14 protein-coding genes are annotated in these 15,604 nt (G+C 64.0%); 7 read left to right on the top strand and 7 right to left on the bottom strand.

Annotated elements, in window-relative coordinates:
• Positions 1–2: 2 nt before the first annotated feature.
• From ACF66B_RS06115 to ACF66B_RS06140, 6 genes are all read right to left on the bottom strand, one after another.
• Positions 3–776: an L-iditol 2-dehydrogenase gene (locus ACF66B_RS06115; RefSeq protein ID WP_111431823.1), complete on the bottom strand. Its 774-nt coding sequence runs from the start codon at positions 774–776 to the stop codon at positions 3–5.
• A gap of 311 nt (positions 777–1,087) precedes the next feature.
• Positions 1,088–2,533 carry a M10 family metallopeptidase C-terminal domain-containing protein gene (locus ACF66B_RS06120; RefSeq protein ID WP_111431824.1) on the bottom strand — a complete coding sequence of 482 codons (1,446 nt, stop codon included), beginning with the start codon at positions 2,531–2,533 and terminating at the stop codon, positions 1,088–1,090.
• A 222-nt stretch (positions 2,534–2,755) separates the two neighbouring features.
• Positions 2,756–3,325 carry a peroxidase-related enzyme gene (locus tag ACF66B_RS06125; protein ID WP_111431825.1) on the bottom strand — a complete coding sequence of 190 codons (570 nt, stop codon included), beginning with the start codon at positions 3,323–3,325 and terminating at the stop codon, positions 2,756–2,758.
• Between the two features lie 119 nt (positions 3,326–3,444).
• Positions 3,445–4,437, bottom strand: coding sequence for an MDR family oxidoreductase (locus tag ACF66B_RS06130; RefSeq protein ID WP_111431826.1), 993 nt, complete (start codon positions 4,435–4,437; stop codon positions 3,445–3,447).
• Entirely contained in the window at positions 4,419–5,012 is a 594-nt protein-coding gene (locus tag ACF66B_RS06135; protein WP_392664368.1) for a TetR/AcrR family transcriptional regulator, read from the bottom strand. Before ACF66B_RS06135 ends, ACF66B_RS06130 begins: the two co-directional genes overlap by 19 nt.
• A 180-nt stretch (positions 5,013–5,192) precedes the next feature.
• Positions 5,193–5,618 carry a heme-binding protein gene (locus ACF66B_RS06140; protein WP_111431828.1) on the bottom strand — a complete coding sequence of 142 codons (426 nt, stop codon included), beginning with the start codon at positions 5,616–5,618 and terminating at the stop codon, positions 5,193–5,195.
• Positions 5,619–5,834: 216 nt separating this feature from the next.
• Here ACF66B_RS06140 and ACF66B_RS06145 point away from each other — a divergent pair, with 216 nt between their 5' ends.
• The 7 genes from ACF66B_RS06145 to ACF66B_RS06175 all read left to right on the top strand — a co-directional run bounded on the left by ACF66B_RS06145 (position 5,835) and on the right by ACF66B_RS06175 (position 14,700).
• A complete protein-coding gene (locus tag ACF66B_RS06145) occupies positions 5,835–6,869 on the top strand; it encodes a substrate-binding domain-containing protein (protein ID WP_111431829.1) in 1,035 nt (344 codons plus the stop codon).
• A 146-nt stretch (positions 6,870–7,015) separates the two neighbouring features.
• Positions 7,016–8,299, top strand: coding sequence for an ABC transporter substrate-binding protein (locus ACF66B_RS06150; RefSeq protein ID WP_111431830.1), 1,284 nt, complete (start codon positions 7,016–7,018; stop codon positions 8,297–8,299).
• Positions 8,300–8,457: 158 nt separating this feature from the next.
• Positions 8,458–9,441, top strand: coding sequence for a carbohydrate ABC transporter permease (locus ACF66B_RS06155; RefSeq protein WP_392664371.1), 984 nt, complete (start codon positions 8,458–8,460; stop codon positions 9,439–9,441).
• Positions 9,438–10,271: a carbohydrate ABC transporter permease gene (locus ACF66B_RS06160; RefSeq protein ID WP_162683439.1), complete on the top strand. Its 834-nt coding sequence runs from the start codon at positions 9,438–9,440 to the stop codon at positions 10,269–10,271. The genes ACF66B_RS06155 and ACF66B_RS06160 overlap by 4 nt, the downstream gene beginning before the upstream one ends.
• A gap of 16 nt (positions 10,272–10,287) precedes the next feature.
• On the top strand, positions 10,288–11,292 hold the full coding sequence (locus ACF66B_RS06165; RefSeq protein WP_111431832.1) for a sn-glycerol-3-phosphate ABC transporter ATP-binding protein UgpC: 1,005 nt from the start codon (positions 10,288–10,290) through the stop codon (positions 11,290–11,292).
• Between the two features lie 58 nt (positions 11,293–11,350).
• Entirely contained in the window at positions 11,351–13,012 is a 1,662-nt protein-coding gene (locus tag ACF66B_RS06170; RefSeq protein WP_392664373.1) for an alpha-glucosidase, read from the top strand.
• Between the two features lie 86 nt (positions 13,013–13,098).
• Positions 13,099–14,700: an alpha-amylase family glycosyl hydrolase gene (locus tag ACF66B_RS06175; protein WP_111431833.1), complete on the top strand. Its 1,602-nt coding sequence runs from the start codon at positions 13,099–13,101 to the stop codon at positions 14,698–14,700.
• Positions 14,701–14,775: 75 nt separating this feature from the next.
• Here ACF66B_RS06175 and ACF66B_RS06180 read toward each other — a convergent pair whose 3' ends face one another.
• The gene (locus tag ACF66B_RS06180) at positions 14,776–15,522 is read right to left on the bottom strand and encodes a hypothetical protein (protein WP_111431834.1); all 747 of its coding nucleotides are present in this window, start codon (positions 15,520–15,522) and stop codon (positions 14,776–14,778) included.
• Positions 15,523–15,604 lie beyond the last annotated feature (82 nt).

A 15,604-nucleotide genomic window follows, 5' to 3' on the forward strand; every position in this document is an offset into this window, starting at 1 on the left:
TCTCAGCTCATCCACTGGCCGCCATCGACATTGTAGGTCTGCGCGAGGATGTAGTCGGCCTCGCTGCTCGCGAGGAAAACCGCCATGCCGGTAAGATCCTCGGGCTTCGCGAAGCGCCCGAAGGGCACGCCCGCGGCGACCTCGGCCTTCTTCTGGCCCGGTGCCTTGCCCTCGAGCCTCGCAAACATCGCGTCCACATGATCCCAGTGCTCCCCATCCACCACGCCCGGCGCGATGGCGTTCACGTTGATACCGTGCTGGATGAGGTTGAGCCCGGCCGACTGGGTAAGCGAGATCACCGCCGCCTTGGTCGAACAGTAGACCGCAACGAGGCTCTCGCCGCGCCGCCCGGCCTGGCTCGCCATGTTGATGATCTTGCCACCGTGGCCCTGCGCGATCATCTGCCGCGCCGCCGCCTGCATCGTGAAGAGCGTGCCGCCAACATTGACGGCATAGAGCCGGTCATAGCTCTCGCGCGTGATGTCGACGATGTTGTCGGCATCGAAAAGGGCTGCATTGTTGATGAGGATGTCGAGCTTGCCCGCCTTCTCGACCACCGCGGCGATGGCGGCATCTATGCTCTCCTGCCGCGCAACGTCGATTTTCACGGCATAGGCGCCGTCGCCGATCTCGGCAGCGGCGGCCTCTGCGGCCTCGAAATTGATATCGCCGATCGCGACCGTGGCACCTTCGGCGACATAACGCGCGGCGAAGGCCTTTCCGAGGCCGCGGGCGGCACCGGTGACGAGCGTGGATTTTCCGTCAAGGCGTTTCATTGGATACGCAGTCCTTCTTCTTTGAAACGGTGGAAGCTGTCGGCGGAGAGGGTGAGCCGGAGCGCATCGCCATGGTCGAGCGCGAGCGCGCCGGCCATAGGACAAGGATTTCCGCAAGGCGGATCTTCCGACGCTCCATTTCCTCCCCCTCCGGCGCTGAAGGACCGGATTGCGGCATTCCTTGCAGCGCAGCCCCTGCTGCGGCGGCACCGGCCGCCCGGCCCTCAGTCCGGTTCAGGATAACTCCATGCGCGAGATGATTGCACGGCCCTCTCGGCCTGCCGGACCACCTTCGCGCACCGCAGCCGCCATCAGAGCAGGAAATCCTCCGCGCCGAGCGCCTCGAGCCCGATCCCGTCGAGGAAAAGCCGATCCTCCCCGAGGGCGAGACGCACCCCGCCCGCCGTGTCCCGGGCCGCGGCCAGCACCGCCTCGACGCTCGTGGCCTCCGCATGGCGCCGGAGATCGATCCGGTCCCCCTCGCCGAAATCGGCGATTCGGTCCGTCCCCGATCCGGAGGAAAACACGAAGAGGTCGCTCCCGTGCCCGCCGGTCAGCAGGTCGCGGCCCAGCCCGCCGTCGAGCCTGTCGCGGCCGCGCCCGCCTTCCAGCACATCGTTGCCCCGCCCGCCGAACAGCGCATCCGCGCCGCCGCGCCCGAAAACCCCGTCCGGCCCCGCACCGCCGAACAGACGGTTCGCCATGCTGTTGCCCTCGATCCCGTCGGCGCCGCTCCCCCCGGCTGCATTCTCGATCAGAACGCCGCGAAAGCCTTCCTGATCCCGCCACAGTACCTTGGTGAAGTCGTCGGCAATCATGAAGCCGCCGTGAACGCCCCGGACCTGGCTGATCCCGCCGATCCGGACGGCGCCTTGATCGAAGACGAAGGGCGCGAGCGAGATCTGGCAGTCGAGCGGCCCGGAATACCGGATCCAGTCGATGCCGCCGGTATCCCAGAGCGTCGCCCAGCCCACGCCGGGCCCGTCCACGGCCGGAAGCCAGTAGATATCCTCGGCCCGCCCGTCGCCATCACCATCGGCCACGGCACCTGCGGTATTGGCGCCATAAAGATGCTGTATCGCCGCGATATCGAGCGGATCAGGCGTGAGGAACTGTCCGAAATCCTGCGGCGGCGGCCCGGCGCGATCCCATGTCGCCCGAAGGTCGAGATAGCCGGTTCGCGGATCGAAGTCCCAGTCTGCATAGGCCATCACCGTGGCAGCGGAGGAGATCTCCCAGGTTTCGCCAAGAACGCCGGACTCCCCGCTCGGGCCACTGTCAAATGGATGCGCAAGGCCCAGGCCGTGCCCAAGCTCGTGAAGAATCACTAGAAAGCCATAGCCGCCCGGCCGCGTTCCCGCTTCGCTCCAGCCAAAGCTGTCGCGAATGTAGCCGCCGAAAACCTGCCCCGGATAGGTGTAGCCGAGCAGGGAGGGCGTCTCCTGAAACGCGATGGTATCGTCGTCCAGATACTCGAAGTTCTCCCGCGGGCCGATCTCGATCCGGAATGCAGCCGTGCGACCGGGGGGATCGACGAACTCGAAGTCCACCTGCGCCACGCGCTCCCAGGCTTCGGTCCCGGCGGCAAGGGCGGCAAGCTCCCAGCCGTGCACGCGGTCGACACCCCGCGCCATGACATCTCCCGCCACATGCACCGTCAGCGGAACGACACCGCGCCCCGGCCACCGGATGCCGCCGTCGAGTATCGCGTCGATGAAGAAGTTTTCCGTAAGTATCGTTTGTACTGGTGAAGGCATCGCCCACTCCCCACAAAACCCTGATCCGGAAATCGGTAAATCGTCAAAACCGCCGGATGGTCTCAGAAACAGGAGAGTCGGGCCAGATCGTTATACGCACCTCGAAGTCGCGCGGAAGGCGATATCAGAGACCAGGGCCGGACCGGCGTTGCCATATGATTGCCATATGGATTCCATATCGATTCCATACGGAATCCATACCGCCGATCCGCGTGCCCCGCCTCAGCGCGCCATGCTGTAGAATTCGTCGTTCGGGCGCATGCTGGTCACGTTCGCCATACGGTTCGACAGTCCGAAAAATGCAGAGATTCCAGCAATATCCCAGATATCCTCCCGATCGAATCCATGCGCCTCAAGTGCCGCGAAATCCGCATCCCCCACCTCATGCGCCCGCTGCGAAACCTTCATCGCAAACTCGAGCATCGCCTTCTGCCGCTCCGTGATATCCGCCTTGCGAAAATTCACCGCCACCTGATCCGCGATCAGCGGATTCTTGGCTCGAATCCGTAGGATAGCGCCATGAGCGACCACGCAATACTGGCATTGATTGACGGTGCTGGTGGCCACGACGATCATCTCGCGCTCGGCCTTCGTGAGGTTCCCCGGCCGCTCCATCAGCGCGTCGTGATAGGCAAAGAACGCCCGGAACTCGTCCGGCCGATGCGCGAGAACCAGAAAGACGTTGGGCACGAAGCCGGACTTTTCCTGCACTGCCAGGATCCGCTCGCGAATATCTTCGGGCATGTCGGCAAGTGCGGGCACCGGAAACCGGCTGACGGGATGGTCGGTCATCTGAAAGGGTCCTGAAAAAATGGGGCGGTATCCCATCATGGAAAGGGGGATACCGCGGCTCTGCAGTCGCCATGCGACACATGAGGATGGTCCGGGCGGCGCTTCGGCCGCCCGGTTGCTCAGCCGAGCTCGGGATTGACCGGAACGACGATACGGCCACGGATCTGGCCCGCAATCAGTTCCCCGGCGGCCTCAATTGCGCCGTCGAGGCTTACCTCCTGGGTGAGTTCAGCCAGAAGCCCGGGATCGAGATCGCTCGCAAGCCGCCGCCAGGCCTCGAGCCGTTCCTCCCGCGGGCACATCACGCTGTCGACGCCCGCAAGTGTCACGCCGCGCAGGATGAAGGGGGCAACGGTCGTCGGAAGATCCATTCCGCCCGCAAGGCCGCAGGCCGCAACAGCGCCACTCCGCTTCACGCCCGCCAGAACATTGGCCAGAACATGGCCGCCGACCACATCCACGGCACCCGCCCAGCGCTCCTTTGCAAGCGGGCGGCCGGGGCTGGTGAACCCCTCGCGGCCGATGATCTCCTGCGCTCCCAGGCCCTTGAGATAGGTGGCCTCCTCCGGGCGGCCGGTCATCGCCACGACCTGGAAGCCAAGCTTCGCAAGCAATGCCACGGCAACACTGCCGACACCCCCCGCAGCGCCGGTAACCAGAATCTCGCCCTTGTCGGGCGTCACGCCATTCTTTTCCAGCGCGATCACGCAGAGCATCGCGGTATAGCCCGCCGTGCCGATGGCCATGGCTTCGCGCAGGCTGAAGGGCGCCTGAAGCGGGACCAGCCAGTCGCCGCGCACCCGTGCCTTGCCGGCGAGCCCGCCCCAATGGCCCTCGCCGACACCCCAGCCGTTCAGCACCACGCGGTCACCGACGGCATACTCCGGGTTATCAGACGCGCTCACGATGCCCGCGAAGTCGATGCCAGGCACCATGGGAAAGCGCCGGACGATCGGCCCCTTTCCGGTGATGGCGAGCGCATCCTTGTAGTTGAGCGTCGAGAAGGCAACATCGACGGTCACGTCGCCTTCCATCAGTGCGTCCTCGCCGATCTCCGTCAGCGTGGCCGACTGGCCCGCATCGCCCTTTTCGATCAGGATTCCCTTGAACATTGCATTTCCCCCGTTTGCGGTCTTTGAACGCGCAGGGCCGACAGGAAGCCTTGCGCAAATATGTCTAGGGGCTCCGCGCTGCGCTCAAGCTTGGCGCGGAGCACTGCCCCCTCCCATCCGATCCAGAACATCTTCGCCAGTCGATCGCAGTCTTCACCGGCGGGGATTTCCCCCTGTGCCTGTGCGGCGCGAAGGCAGGCGGCCGTACGCGCCTGCCAATCGTCGAAGACGGCGCCGAGCTGCGCGCGAAAGGACTCCGGCAATGCGCCCATTTCCTGGCCGAGATTGCCGATCAGGCAGCCGCGGCGGTAGTTGAAGCGCGCCATGCCGGCCTTTGCCTCCTCGACAAAGGTTGCGAGCCGCGCGAGCGGCGGCCGTGTCTCATCCCCGAAACAGCGATCGAGCTTCCGCGCGAAATAGGTGCCATAGGCGGCAATGAGCGCGCTGCCAAAGGCCTCCTTGCTGTCGAAATAGTAGTAGAAGGACCCCTTCGGCACGCCGGCGGCCCGGAGGATCTCATCGATCCCGACCGCAGCGAAGCCTTTCTCGGTCAGCGTCGCGACGCCGCAACTCAAGAGCTGATCGCGTATGGCCTGCCTCTGGCCCTCTGGTTTTGGCGGACGGCCGCGGCGGGGTCGCACGGGGGTGTTCTGGTTCATGGCGAATTAATAGACCGATCGTCTATAAAAGTAAAACGGAAACGCACGGCCCTTTCAGCCGCACGTCCGGGCAGCGGAACTGCCTCGCGCGCCCGCTCAGGTCAGTCCGGAAAGAAAGGCGTCGATGCCCGCCTGCGCGACCTCGCGGTCCTGATCCGGTGTTCCGGAGGACACGCCGATACCCCCGACGCATTCGCCGTCGACGATCACCGGCAAGCCGCCGCCCACGACCATGAGCCGGCCATTGATCGCGGAGGCGATACCATAGGCCGGAGCACCGGGCTGGCTCGCCGCCCCGTATTCATGGGTCGCCTTGCGCGCCCCGCCCGCGGTGAAGGCCTTGTCGATCGCGATGATGCTGGACGTGACCTTGCCGCCGTCCATCCGCTCGAAGGCGACGAGGCCGCCGCTCTCGTCGGTAATCGCGATGCACATTGGCACACCGATCGCATCCGCCCTTTCCCGCGCCCCCGCGATCAGCTTGCGCGCGTCGGCAATGTCGAGACGCCTGACCGTCAACATGCTCTTCCCTCCCGGCTGTTGGCTCCGGCCGCTTGATGCGGCCCGCCCTCACTTCAGTCGACAGCCGCGCGGATCGCAAGGGGCTGCGGCGCCCCGCCCCTCGAACCAGGATCGCCAAAGAACGCCCGAAACGCTTTGGAATATCTTGATATCCGAAAGGTTTTGGATCTCCGGGAAGATGGTATACCATCTCATACAAACTGCAGGAAAAGCCCCATGACGACCCTCAAGGACCTCAGCCGCCACCTCGGGCTGTCAATCACTCAGGTAAGCCGCGCACTCAATGGCTATCCTGATGTAAGCAAGAAAACCCGGGATCGGGTTATGGAGGCTGCAGATCTTCTGAATTACACGCCAAATATAGCAGCACGCAATCTAGTTTCCGGAAGATCAGGTGTTGTCGGGTTCATTTCGCGGAATTTGCCGGGGATTGCAAAAAATACCATATTCTTTGAAACCGTTACCGGATTATCCGAGGCATTTTCCGCCCGGGATGTTCAGTTTGTCCTGCATCTCACCCCGGAAACCGACACCGGAGACATCATTCCGGTCTATGACCGCCTGTTTCGGGGCGGGACACTCGACGGCTTCGTGCTCGTCGACCCGCTGCCGGAAGACCTGCGAATCCAGCACCTGCTCACCCACAAGGTGCCCTTCGTTGTGCACGGACGGGGGGAGATGGAGCCACCCTACCCCTATGTCGATGTCGACAACCGGGGCTTGGCATACCGGATGGCCAGCCACCTCACCGCACTCGGCCACCGACGGATTGCGCTCATTTCCGGCCCGGAACCGCTGGCATTCTGCCGCTTCCGGCTCGCCGGTTTCCGCAGAGCCCTTGCCGAGGCCGGCCTCGAAGAGAACCCCGCGCATATCCGCCACGGGTTCATGACGGAAGCGCTCGGCCTGACCGCAACCATCCAGATGTTCGGAGATCCAGCGCGCGCGCCAACAGCGATAGTTTGTGGTAACACGTTGGTTTCAAAGGGCGTATATCAAGCGCTTGGGTCGCTCTCGCTCCGCGTGCCCGAGGATGTCTCGGTGATCGCGCATGACGACGCAATTCTTGCAGCTTCGCCCGAGAGCTTCGCCCCCGCACTTACGGTCACACGCTCCCCTCTGGCCGACAGCTGGGCACCGCTTGCCGACACACTGATCGGTGCGATCAACCGCAAGCCGATCGGAACGCTCCAGAAGATCATTCCATTCGACTTCATCGAGCGAGCATCAACCGCTCCACCCCCGGCCTGAACCCTCCTCCGGTTTCGGTTTGACACAACGCCACTGATTCGGTTATCCAGTTACCGAAACGTTTCGGATTGCTTCCGGAAACAGTCGGACCCGTCAGGCCCGCTGCCCGGACGCAAAAGACAGAAGCAGAATCGGGAGGTTCAGACATGTTCAAATTCCACGCACGAACTCTGCCTGCAGGCGCGCTCGCCGCCGCGGCCCTGTCACTCGCCTTCACCGGCCCGGCGCGGGCGGTGGAGGTCTCGTTTGCCGCAGGTGTCGTCGGCAGCTTCTTCGAGGACTTCGCAGCTGTCGTGAAGCCCTGGGAGGAAAAGACCGGCAACACGGTGAAGCTCGTGCCGATGCCGGCTTCGACCTCGGACCAGTTCGCGCAGTATCGACTCTGGCTCGCAGCCGGCAACTCCGACATCGATCTCTACATGACGGATGTCATCTGGGCGCCGCAGCTTGCAGAGCAGTTTGTCGATCTTCGCGAGAGCGCTGGCGCCGCGCTCGACGCGCATTTCCCCTCGGTGATCGAATCCCAGACTGCCGACGGCCGGCTCGTGGCCCTGCCGCTCTATACGGATGCCCCGGCGCTCTATTACCGCAAGGATCTGCTCGAGAAATACGGCGCCAAGGTGCCCGAGACCTGGCAGGAGCTGACCGAGACCGCGCAGCTCATCCAGGACGGCGAGCGTGCCGAAGGCAAAAGCGATTTCTGGGGCTTCGTCTGGCAGGGCAACGCCTATGAGGGCCTGACCTGCGATGCGCTCGAATGGATCAAGTCGTTCGGCGGTGGACAGATCGTCGAGCCTGACGGCACCATCTCCGTCAACAATGAAAAGGCTGTCGAGGCGATCGACCTCGCAGCCTCTTGGGTTGGAACCATCTCGCCTCCCGGCGTGATCGCCTATCAGGAAGAGGAAGCGCGCGGCGTCTGGCAGACCGGCAACGCGGCCTTCATGCGCAACTGGCCCTATGCCTACGCGCTCGGTTCCGCCGAAGACAGCCCGATCAAGGGCCTGTTCGATACCGCCCCTCTTCCCCGTGGCGGCGAGGACGGCAGCTCCGCGGCGACGCTCGGCGGCTGGAATGTCGCGGTCTCGAAATACTCGGAGCATCAGGACGAAGCGATCTCGCTTGCGCTCTATCTCTCGAGTGCCGAGGCGCAGAAGACGCTGGCGCTCCGGGCCGGCAACCTGCCCACGGTGATCTCGCTCTATGACGACCCGGATATCGCGGCGAAATACCCGATCATCCCGGCCTGGAAGGATGTGTTCATGCACGCCGTTCCGCGCCCGTCCGCCCCGACGAAGAAGAAATACAACGAGGTCTCGGCGAAGTTCTGGTCCGCGGTGCACGACACGCTCGGTGGCAACGGAACCGCCGCCGAGAACCTCGAGCTGCTCGAGCTCGACCTGGACGATCTGAAGGGCAGTGCCTGGTAGGTTCGGCCGCCAACCGCTCCGTTCCTCCCCCGGAGCGACAAGGCCGGCAAGGGCGGGCGGCCGACCGCTGCCCGCCCTGTGTGCCCCAACCAGCATCCCGTCCCGCGTTCCAGAAGGCCCGTCATGCGGCCGGCACGCGCCATCCCAGGAGACGTGATTTGACACATCCCACAACCGCGGTCCCCGTCGCCGCCCCCAAGAACGGCCGCGAGACCAGCCTGGAACAGCAACGCCTGCGCGCAGCCTTCTGGTTCCTCGCCCCCATGCTGCTGATGCTCTTCTGCGTTGCGGCCTGGCCCCTCATGCGTTCGATCTGGTTTTCCTTCACGGACACCTCGCTCACCGATCTTCACGGTGGCAAATGGGTGGGCTTCGACAACTACCTCTCCTACCGGCAGCTTTCCTCCGGGCGCGTGATCTGGCGCGGTACCCTCGTCGATCCGGCCTGGTGGAATGCGGTCTGGAACACGGTGAAGTTTGCCGTCGTCTCGGTTTCGCTCGAGACGATGTTCGGGCTCGTCGTTGCGCTTGTCCTCAACGCGCGCTTTGCGGGCCGCGGCCTCGTCCGCGCCGCGATCCTGATCCCATGGGCGATCCCCACCATCGTCTCCGCCAAGATGTGGGGCTGGATGCTCAATGACCAGTTCGGGATCATCAACGACATCCTGCTCAATCTCGGCCTGATCTCGGAAAAGATCGCCTGGGCAGCGAATCTGGATACGGCCATGGCTGCCGTGATCCTCGTCGATGTCTGGAAGACCACGCCGTTCATGGCGCTGCTCTGCCTCGCCGGCCTTCAGATGGTGCCGGGCGACATTTACGAAGCGGCAAGGATCGATGGCATCCACCCCGTCAAGGTGTTCTTCCGCGTGACGCTGCCGCTCATCCGGCCCGCGCTCATGGTGGCGGTCATCTTCCGGATGCTCGACGCGCTGCGGATGTTCGACCTCGTCTATGTCCTGACGCCCAATTCCGCAGCGACGAAGACCATGTCGATCATCAGCCGGGAGAACCTGATCGAGTTCGACAAGTTTGCCTATGGCTCGGCCCAGTCGTCGCTGCTCTTCGCGATCATCGCGATCTTCGTGGCCCTCTACATCTGGCTCGGCAAGGTCGACCTCGGCGGGGAGAAAAGCAAATGAACCCAATGACTTACTTCAAGAAGACGGCATTCTATGCGCTTGTCCTCGTCATTCTCGTCTTTTCGGTCTTTCCGTTCTATTATGCGATCCTGACGAGCTTCAAGACCGGCACGGCGCTCTTCGAGGTCTCCTACTTTCCCTCGAGCTTCGATTTTTCCAACTATGTCGCGGTGCTCGGCAAGGGAACCTTCCCGCGCAACCTGCTGAACTCGGTCTTCATCGCCTCGACCACGGTGGCGCTCGCGCTTTTCCTGGCCGTCACCGCAGCCTACGCACTGGCTCGTGTCGATTTCCGTGGGCGGGGCCTGCTGCTCGTCTCGATCCTCGCGGTGTCGATGTTTCCGCAGATCGCGGTGCTTGCGGGCCTCTTCGAGCTCGTGCGCTTCATCGGGATCTACAACACGCCCTGGGCGATGATCCTGAGCTACACCATCTTCACCCTGCCCTTCACGGTCTGGGTGCTGACGACCTTCATGCGCGACCTGCCGACCGAAATCGAGGAGGCCGCGATCGTTGATGGCGCGACACCCTGGGTCATCATCACCCGCGTCTTCCTGCCGTTGTTGTGGCCGGCGCTGGTGACGACCGGGCTCCTCGCCTTCATCGGCGCGTGGAACGAGTTTCTCTTCGCGCTCACCTTCACCTCGTCGGAAACCACACGCACGGTTCCGGTCGCCATCGCGCTGCTTTCGGGCGCCTCCAGCCACGAGACCCCCTGGGGCGCACTCATGGCCGCCTCGGTCATCGTGACGGTACCGCTGATCGTTCTCGTGCTCATCTTCCAACGCAAGATCGTCGCAGGCCTGACGGCCGGTGGGGTCAAGGGCTGAAACAGGGACAATACTCATGGCACATATCCAGCTTCACGACGTCCGGAAGTCCTATGGCGCTGTCGACGTCATCAAGGGGATCGACCTCGAGATCCAGAAGGGCGAGTTCATGGTCTTCGTCGGCCCCTCGGGCTGCGGCAAGTCCACGCTCCTGCGCCTGATCTCGGGGCTGAGCAGCATCACCTCCGGCGACATGCTCTTCGACGGCGAGCGGGTCAACAACCGGGTTCCCTCCGACCGCGGCATCGCGATGGTCTTCCAGTCCTACGCGCTCTATCCGCACATGAACGTCTACGACAACATGGCCTTCGGCATGAAGCTCGCCAAGGCGGGCAAGGAGGAAACCCGCGCGCGGGTCGAGAAGGCAGCCGAAATGCTGCAGATCGGCCATCTGCTCGACCGTTTGCCGAAGCAGCTCTCGGGCGGCCAGCGTCAGCGCGTCGCGATCGGCCGCGCCATCGTGCGCGATCCGCGGGTCTTCCTCTTCGACGAGCCGCTCTCCAACCTCGATGCGGCGCTGCGTGTGGCGACCCGGCTTGAGATCGCGAAGCTTCACCACGACATGAACAACGTGACGATGGTCTACGTGACCCACGATCAGGTGGAGGCGATGACGCTCGCCGACCGGATCTGCGTGCTGCGCGATGGCAAGGTCGAGCAGGTGGGCACCCCCGCCGAGCTCTATGAACGCCCGAACTCGACCTTCGTGGCAGGCTTCATCGGCTCACCGACGATGAATTTCCTCGAAGGTCGCTTCGCCGACAGCTATCGCTGCAATACCCTCGGCGTTCGGCCCGAACATCTCGACCTCTCCGAAACCGATCCGGTCTGGACCGGCGAGGTGGTCCATGCCGAGGATCTCGGCTCCGACAGCTTCCTCTTCGTCGATGTGGGAGCAAAGCAGCCGCTGGTCGTGCGTCAGGGCGGCCATCAGGTCATCCCCTACGGACAGCGCGTCGGGGTTCGTCCGCGCGAAGGGCATCTCTACCGTTTCGACGCGCAGGGCCTGCCCTGCAACTGACCTCAACCGCGGCGCGTCTCCCCGCGCCGCATTCCCCTTCTCTCAGGAGCAGACGTTCATGCTGCAACAAGCGCCCATGATGCAGAACAAGGCCTCCTGGTGGCAGACCGCGACAGCCTACCAGATCTATCCCCGCAGCTTCTGCGACAGCAACGGCGACGGGATCGGCGACATTCCCGGCATCATCTCGAAGCTCGACCATCTGCGTGATCTGGGTATCGGGTTCGTCTGGCTTTCGCCGGTTTTTGCGTCGCCGATGGCCGACAACGGCTATGACATCTCGGATTACCGCGACATCGCCCCGGAATTCGGCACCCTTGCCGACATGGATCAGCTGATCGCCGAGGCCCGCGCCCGAGGCATCGGCATCGTGATGGACCTGGTGGTCAATCACACGTCCGATGAGCACGCCTGGTTTCAGGATGCGCGAGCCTCGCGCAGCTCGACCTTCCGCGACTTCTATGTCTGGCGCGATCCCGCGCCCGATGGCGGCTACCCCAACGATCTGCAGTCGCACTTCGGCGGCCCGGCCTGGACGCTCGACGAGGCAACCGGCCAATATTACCTCCACCTCTTCGACCGCAAGCAGCCGGATCTCAACTGGGAGAACCCGGAGGTCCGCAAGGCTGTCTACGAGATGATGAACTGGTGGTTCGATCGCGGCATCGCCGGGTTCCGGATGGACGTGATCGACCTCATCGCCAAGGAAGTGGACCGCGGTATCACCGCCGATGGGCCGCGCCTCCACGACTATCTCCAGGAAATGCACCGCGAGACCCTCGCCGGGCGCGACGTGGTGACGGTGGGTGAAGCCTGGAGCGCCAATCTCGGCAACGCCCTGCTCTATTCGGGCCGCAACCGGGGCGAGCTCTCGATGGTGTTCCAGTTCTCGCACATCACTGCGTTTCTCGATCCGGTGCACGGCAAGTGGAAGGCGCGGCCGGTCGATCTGCGCCAGCTCAAGGGCATCCTGAACGCCTGGCAAAAGGCGCTGGCCGAGGACGGCTGGAACTCGCTCTTCTGGAGCAACCATGACCTGCCGCGCGCGGTCTCGACCTATGGCGATGACGGCGAGGGGCGGATCGCGAGCGCAAAGATGCTCGCGACCGTGCTCCACCTCATGCGCGGGACGCCCTACATCTATCAGGGCGAGGAGATCGGCATGACAAACATGACGTTCGACGATATCTCGCAGTTCAACGATGTGGAGATCCGCAACAATTTCACCCTGCAGCAGGACCTCGGCCTGAGCGCCGCGGAATTCCTGGCCGGGGCGAATGCGAACGGTCGCGACAACGCCCGAACGCCGATGCAATGGACCGCCGGCGAGGCGGCGGGGTTCACCACCGGCACACCCTGGCTTGCCGTGAACCCGAACCACACCGAGATCAACGTGGCGGCAGACCGCGCCAATCCGAAGGGCATCTTCGAGCACTACCGAAAGCTCGCCCGCCTGCGCAGCGATCTGCCGATCATCTCCTTTGGCGACTACAACGCGTTTGCCGAGGATCACCCGGCGGTCTTTGCCTATGCCCGCACCCTCGGCCCGGACCGGCTCGCGGTGGTCGCGAACTTCACCGGAGAGCAGGTCGCCTTCGATGTGCCCGAGGGCCTTGCGATTGCAGGACGATCGCTCATCGCGAGCGACGCGCCGCGCTCGGGCCTTTCAGGACGCATCCTCCTCGCGCCTTACGAGGCCTTCGCGATCCTGAAGGACTGACGCCCCAAAACGACGCCCCGCGCCCCGGCCTTCGGTGGCGTGTGGCACCCGCAGTGACTGAAACTCTCTTTTTTCGAGGTGTATCCATGAGTTTCGATCAAGCCGACCTGAAGACCCAGACCGCCACGACGGAGTGGTGGAAGACCGGCATCGTCTATCAGATTTACCCCCGCTCCTACCAGGATTCCAACGGCGACGGGATTGGCGACCTGCGCGGCATCGCCTCGCGCCTCGACCATCTGGTGGATCTCGGCGTGGAAGCGATCTGGATCTCGCCCGTCTTCCCCTCGCCGATGGACGACTTCGGTTACGATATCTCGGACTACTGCAATATCGAGCCGATCTTCGGCACGCTCGAGGATTTCGATGCGCTGCGCGAAGCGGTCCATGCCCGCGGCCTGAAGCTGCTGCTCGATTTCGTGCCGAGCCACAGCTCGGACCAGCATCCCTGGTTCCAGGAAAGCCGCGCGTCCCGCGACAATCCGAAGCGCGACTGGTATATCTGGCGTGATGCGAAGCCCGACGGCAGCCCGCCCAACAACTGGATCAGCGAATTCGGCGGCCCGGCCTGGACCTGGGATGAAGCGACCGGTCAGTATTACCTGAGCATCTTCCTCTCCTCGCAGCCTGCGCTCAACTGGCGCCACCCGGAAGTCCGCGCGGAAATGCTGAACGTGCTGCGCTTCTGGTTCGAGCGCGGAGTAGACGGCTTCCGCGTCGATGCCGTCAGCCATGTCGCACCCTTTGTCGATGGCGGCGATCACCCGGCGAACCCGATCTGGGAAGAGCACATGGGCCCCGCGCGCAGCCAGATTCACATCCACGGCATGCACCAGGAGGAAGGCTTCCAGATCGTGAAGGAGATGCGGCAGGTTTCGGATGCCTATCCCGACCGCGTCCTGATCGGTGAGGCCTATGGCGGCTTCGAGGACGTCATGCGCTACTACGGCGAAAGCCTCGACGGCTTTCACCTGCCCTTCAACTTCGCGCTGTTGCACTCCCCGTGGAACGCGGAGCACATCAGGCACATGGTGGAGGAATACGAGGCCGCGCTCCCCGAGGGCGCCTGGCCGAACTGGGTACTCGGCAACCACGACCGGTCGCGCATCGCCTCCCGCGCCGGGCGGGCACAGGCGAAGGTTGCGGCGACCCTGCTTCTCACGCTGCGCGGCACGCCGACGATCTATCAGGGTGACGAGCTCGGTCTCGATGATGCCCATATCCCGCATGACGCCGTGCAGGACCCCTGGGAAAAGCAGGTTCCGGGCATCGGTCTCGGGCGGGATCCCGTGCGCACGCCCATGCCATGGGAGCCGGGCCCGACGGCGGGCTTCACCACCGGCACCCCCTGGCTTCCCCTGCATGCGCCGCAGGGCGCGGATGTGGCGACGCAATCCGGCGCGAAGAACTCGGTTCTCAATTTCCATCGGGCGCTCATCCGCCTCCGGCGGGCCGAACCTGCGCTCGTCACCGGGGCCTACCGGACCGTTTCCTGTCAGAACGATGTCTATGTCTACGAGCGCGTTCTCGGCGATGACGTCCTGACCATCTGCCTCAACTTCTCCGGCGAGGAAAAACCGATCAACGTCTCCGGCCGGCTGATCCTGTCGTCGCGGAGCGAGCGCGGCGATGCCGATGGCACCCCGGCCACCATCGCATCGCACGAGGCTCTGATCCTCAAGCGCTGACGGCTGGAAACAGCAGCCAATGCGGCCCGCCTTCCCGGCGGGCCGTTCCCGTGCCCGACGCGGAAGAGACCTGCGTCAGAAGCGGTAGGAATAGGCGAGAACTGGCCCGTCATAGGCAATGTCCTCGATATATCCGCCATCGCCAAGCTGCCAGGCCATGTGCCGCCAGCCCCCGGTGAAGGAATGCCGCCCGACGGAATAGCTGACGCCGCCAAAGGCCTGCCAGGTGAAGTCCGACGAACCCGTGCCGATATCGGCGACAAACGGCAGCGCCCAGCGCTCGTCGATCCGGTAGGTGCCGCGAACGCCCGCGATCACGTCCAGAAGATCGTCATTCGTGTTGATGCGAAAGGCCTGATCCCCGGCTTCCGCCGTGAAGCTCGTCTCGAAGTGCGTGTAGCGCAGGCCCAGCGTGCCGAAGAATTCGAACTCCGGGCGATTCACCATCCGGCGCCCGGCCATGGCGGAAAAGATCGTGGTGCTGGTGGAGAAATCGAGCGCCGCGTCGATCTCATCGGGATTATCCGGATCGCCGGGCGAAATCGGCAGCCCTACGTCCGCAGACTTGCCAAGATCGGAATAGAAGCCGTCGAAGGCGAAGAGCCACTCGCCGCGCCGCTGGACGACTTCGCCCATCAGCGCGAAATCGAGATTGTCGAGGATCGTGCTCCGGTCCGCATTCATCTCGACGCCATCCTGAAGCGTCTCCTCCACCGCCGGGAGCCAGGCATAGATCGTGGCTGTTGTCTCGACGGCCTGCCCACGGGCGGCAGGGGCCGCGGCCAGCAGGGCGAGACCTGCAGAAATCGCGATACGTGTCATGGCCAGCTCCTCCGCGGCTGGGATTGCCCCCATGTAGCCGCGATCGGACGATCATACTCTCAAACGGGGCATCACGACAGAC

Source organism: Amaricoccus sp. B4, assembly GCF_043226085.1.
Taxonomy (GTDB): Bacteria; Pseudomonadota; Alphaproteobacteria; order Rhodobacterales; family Rhodobacteraceae; genus Amaricoccus.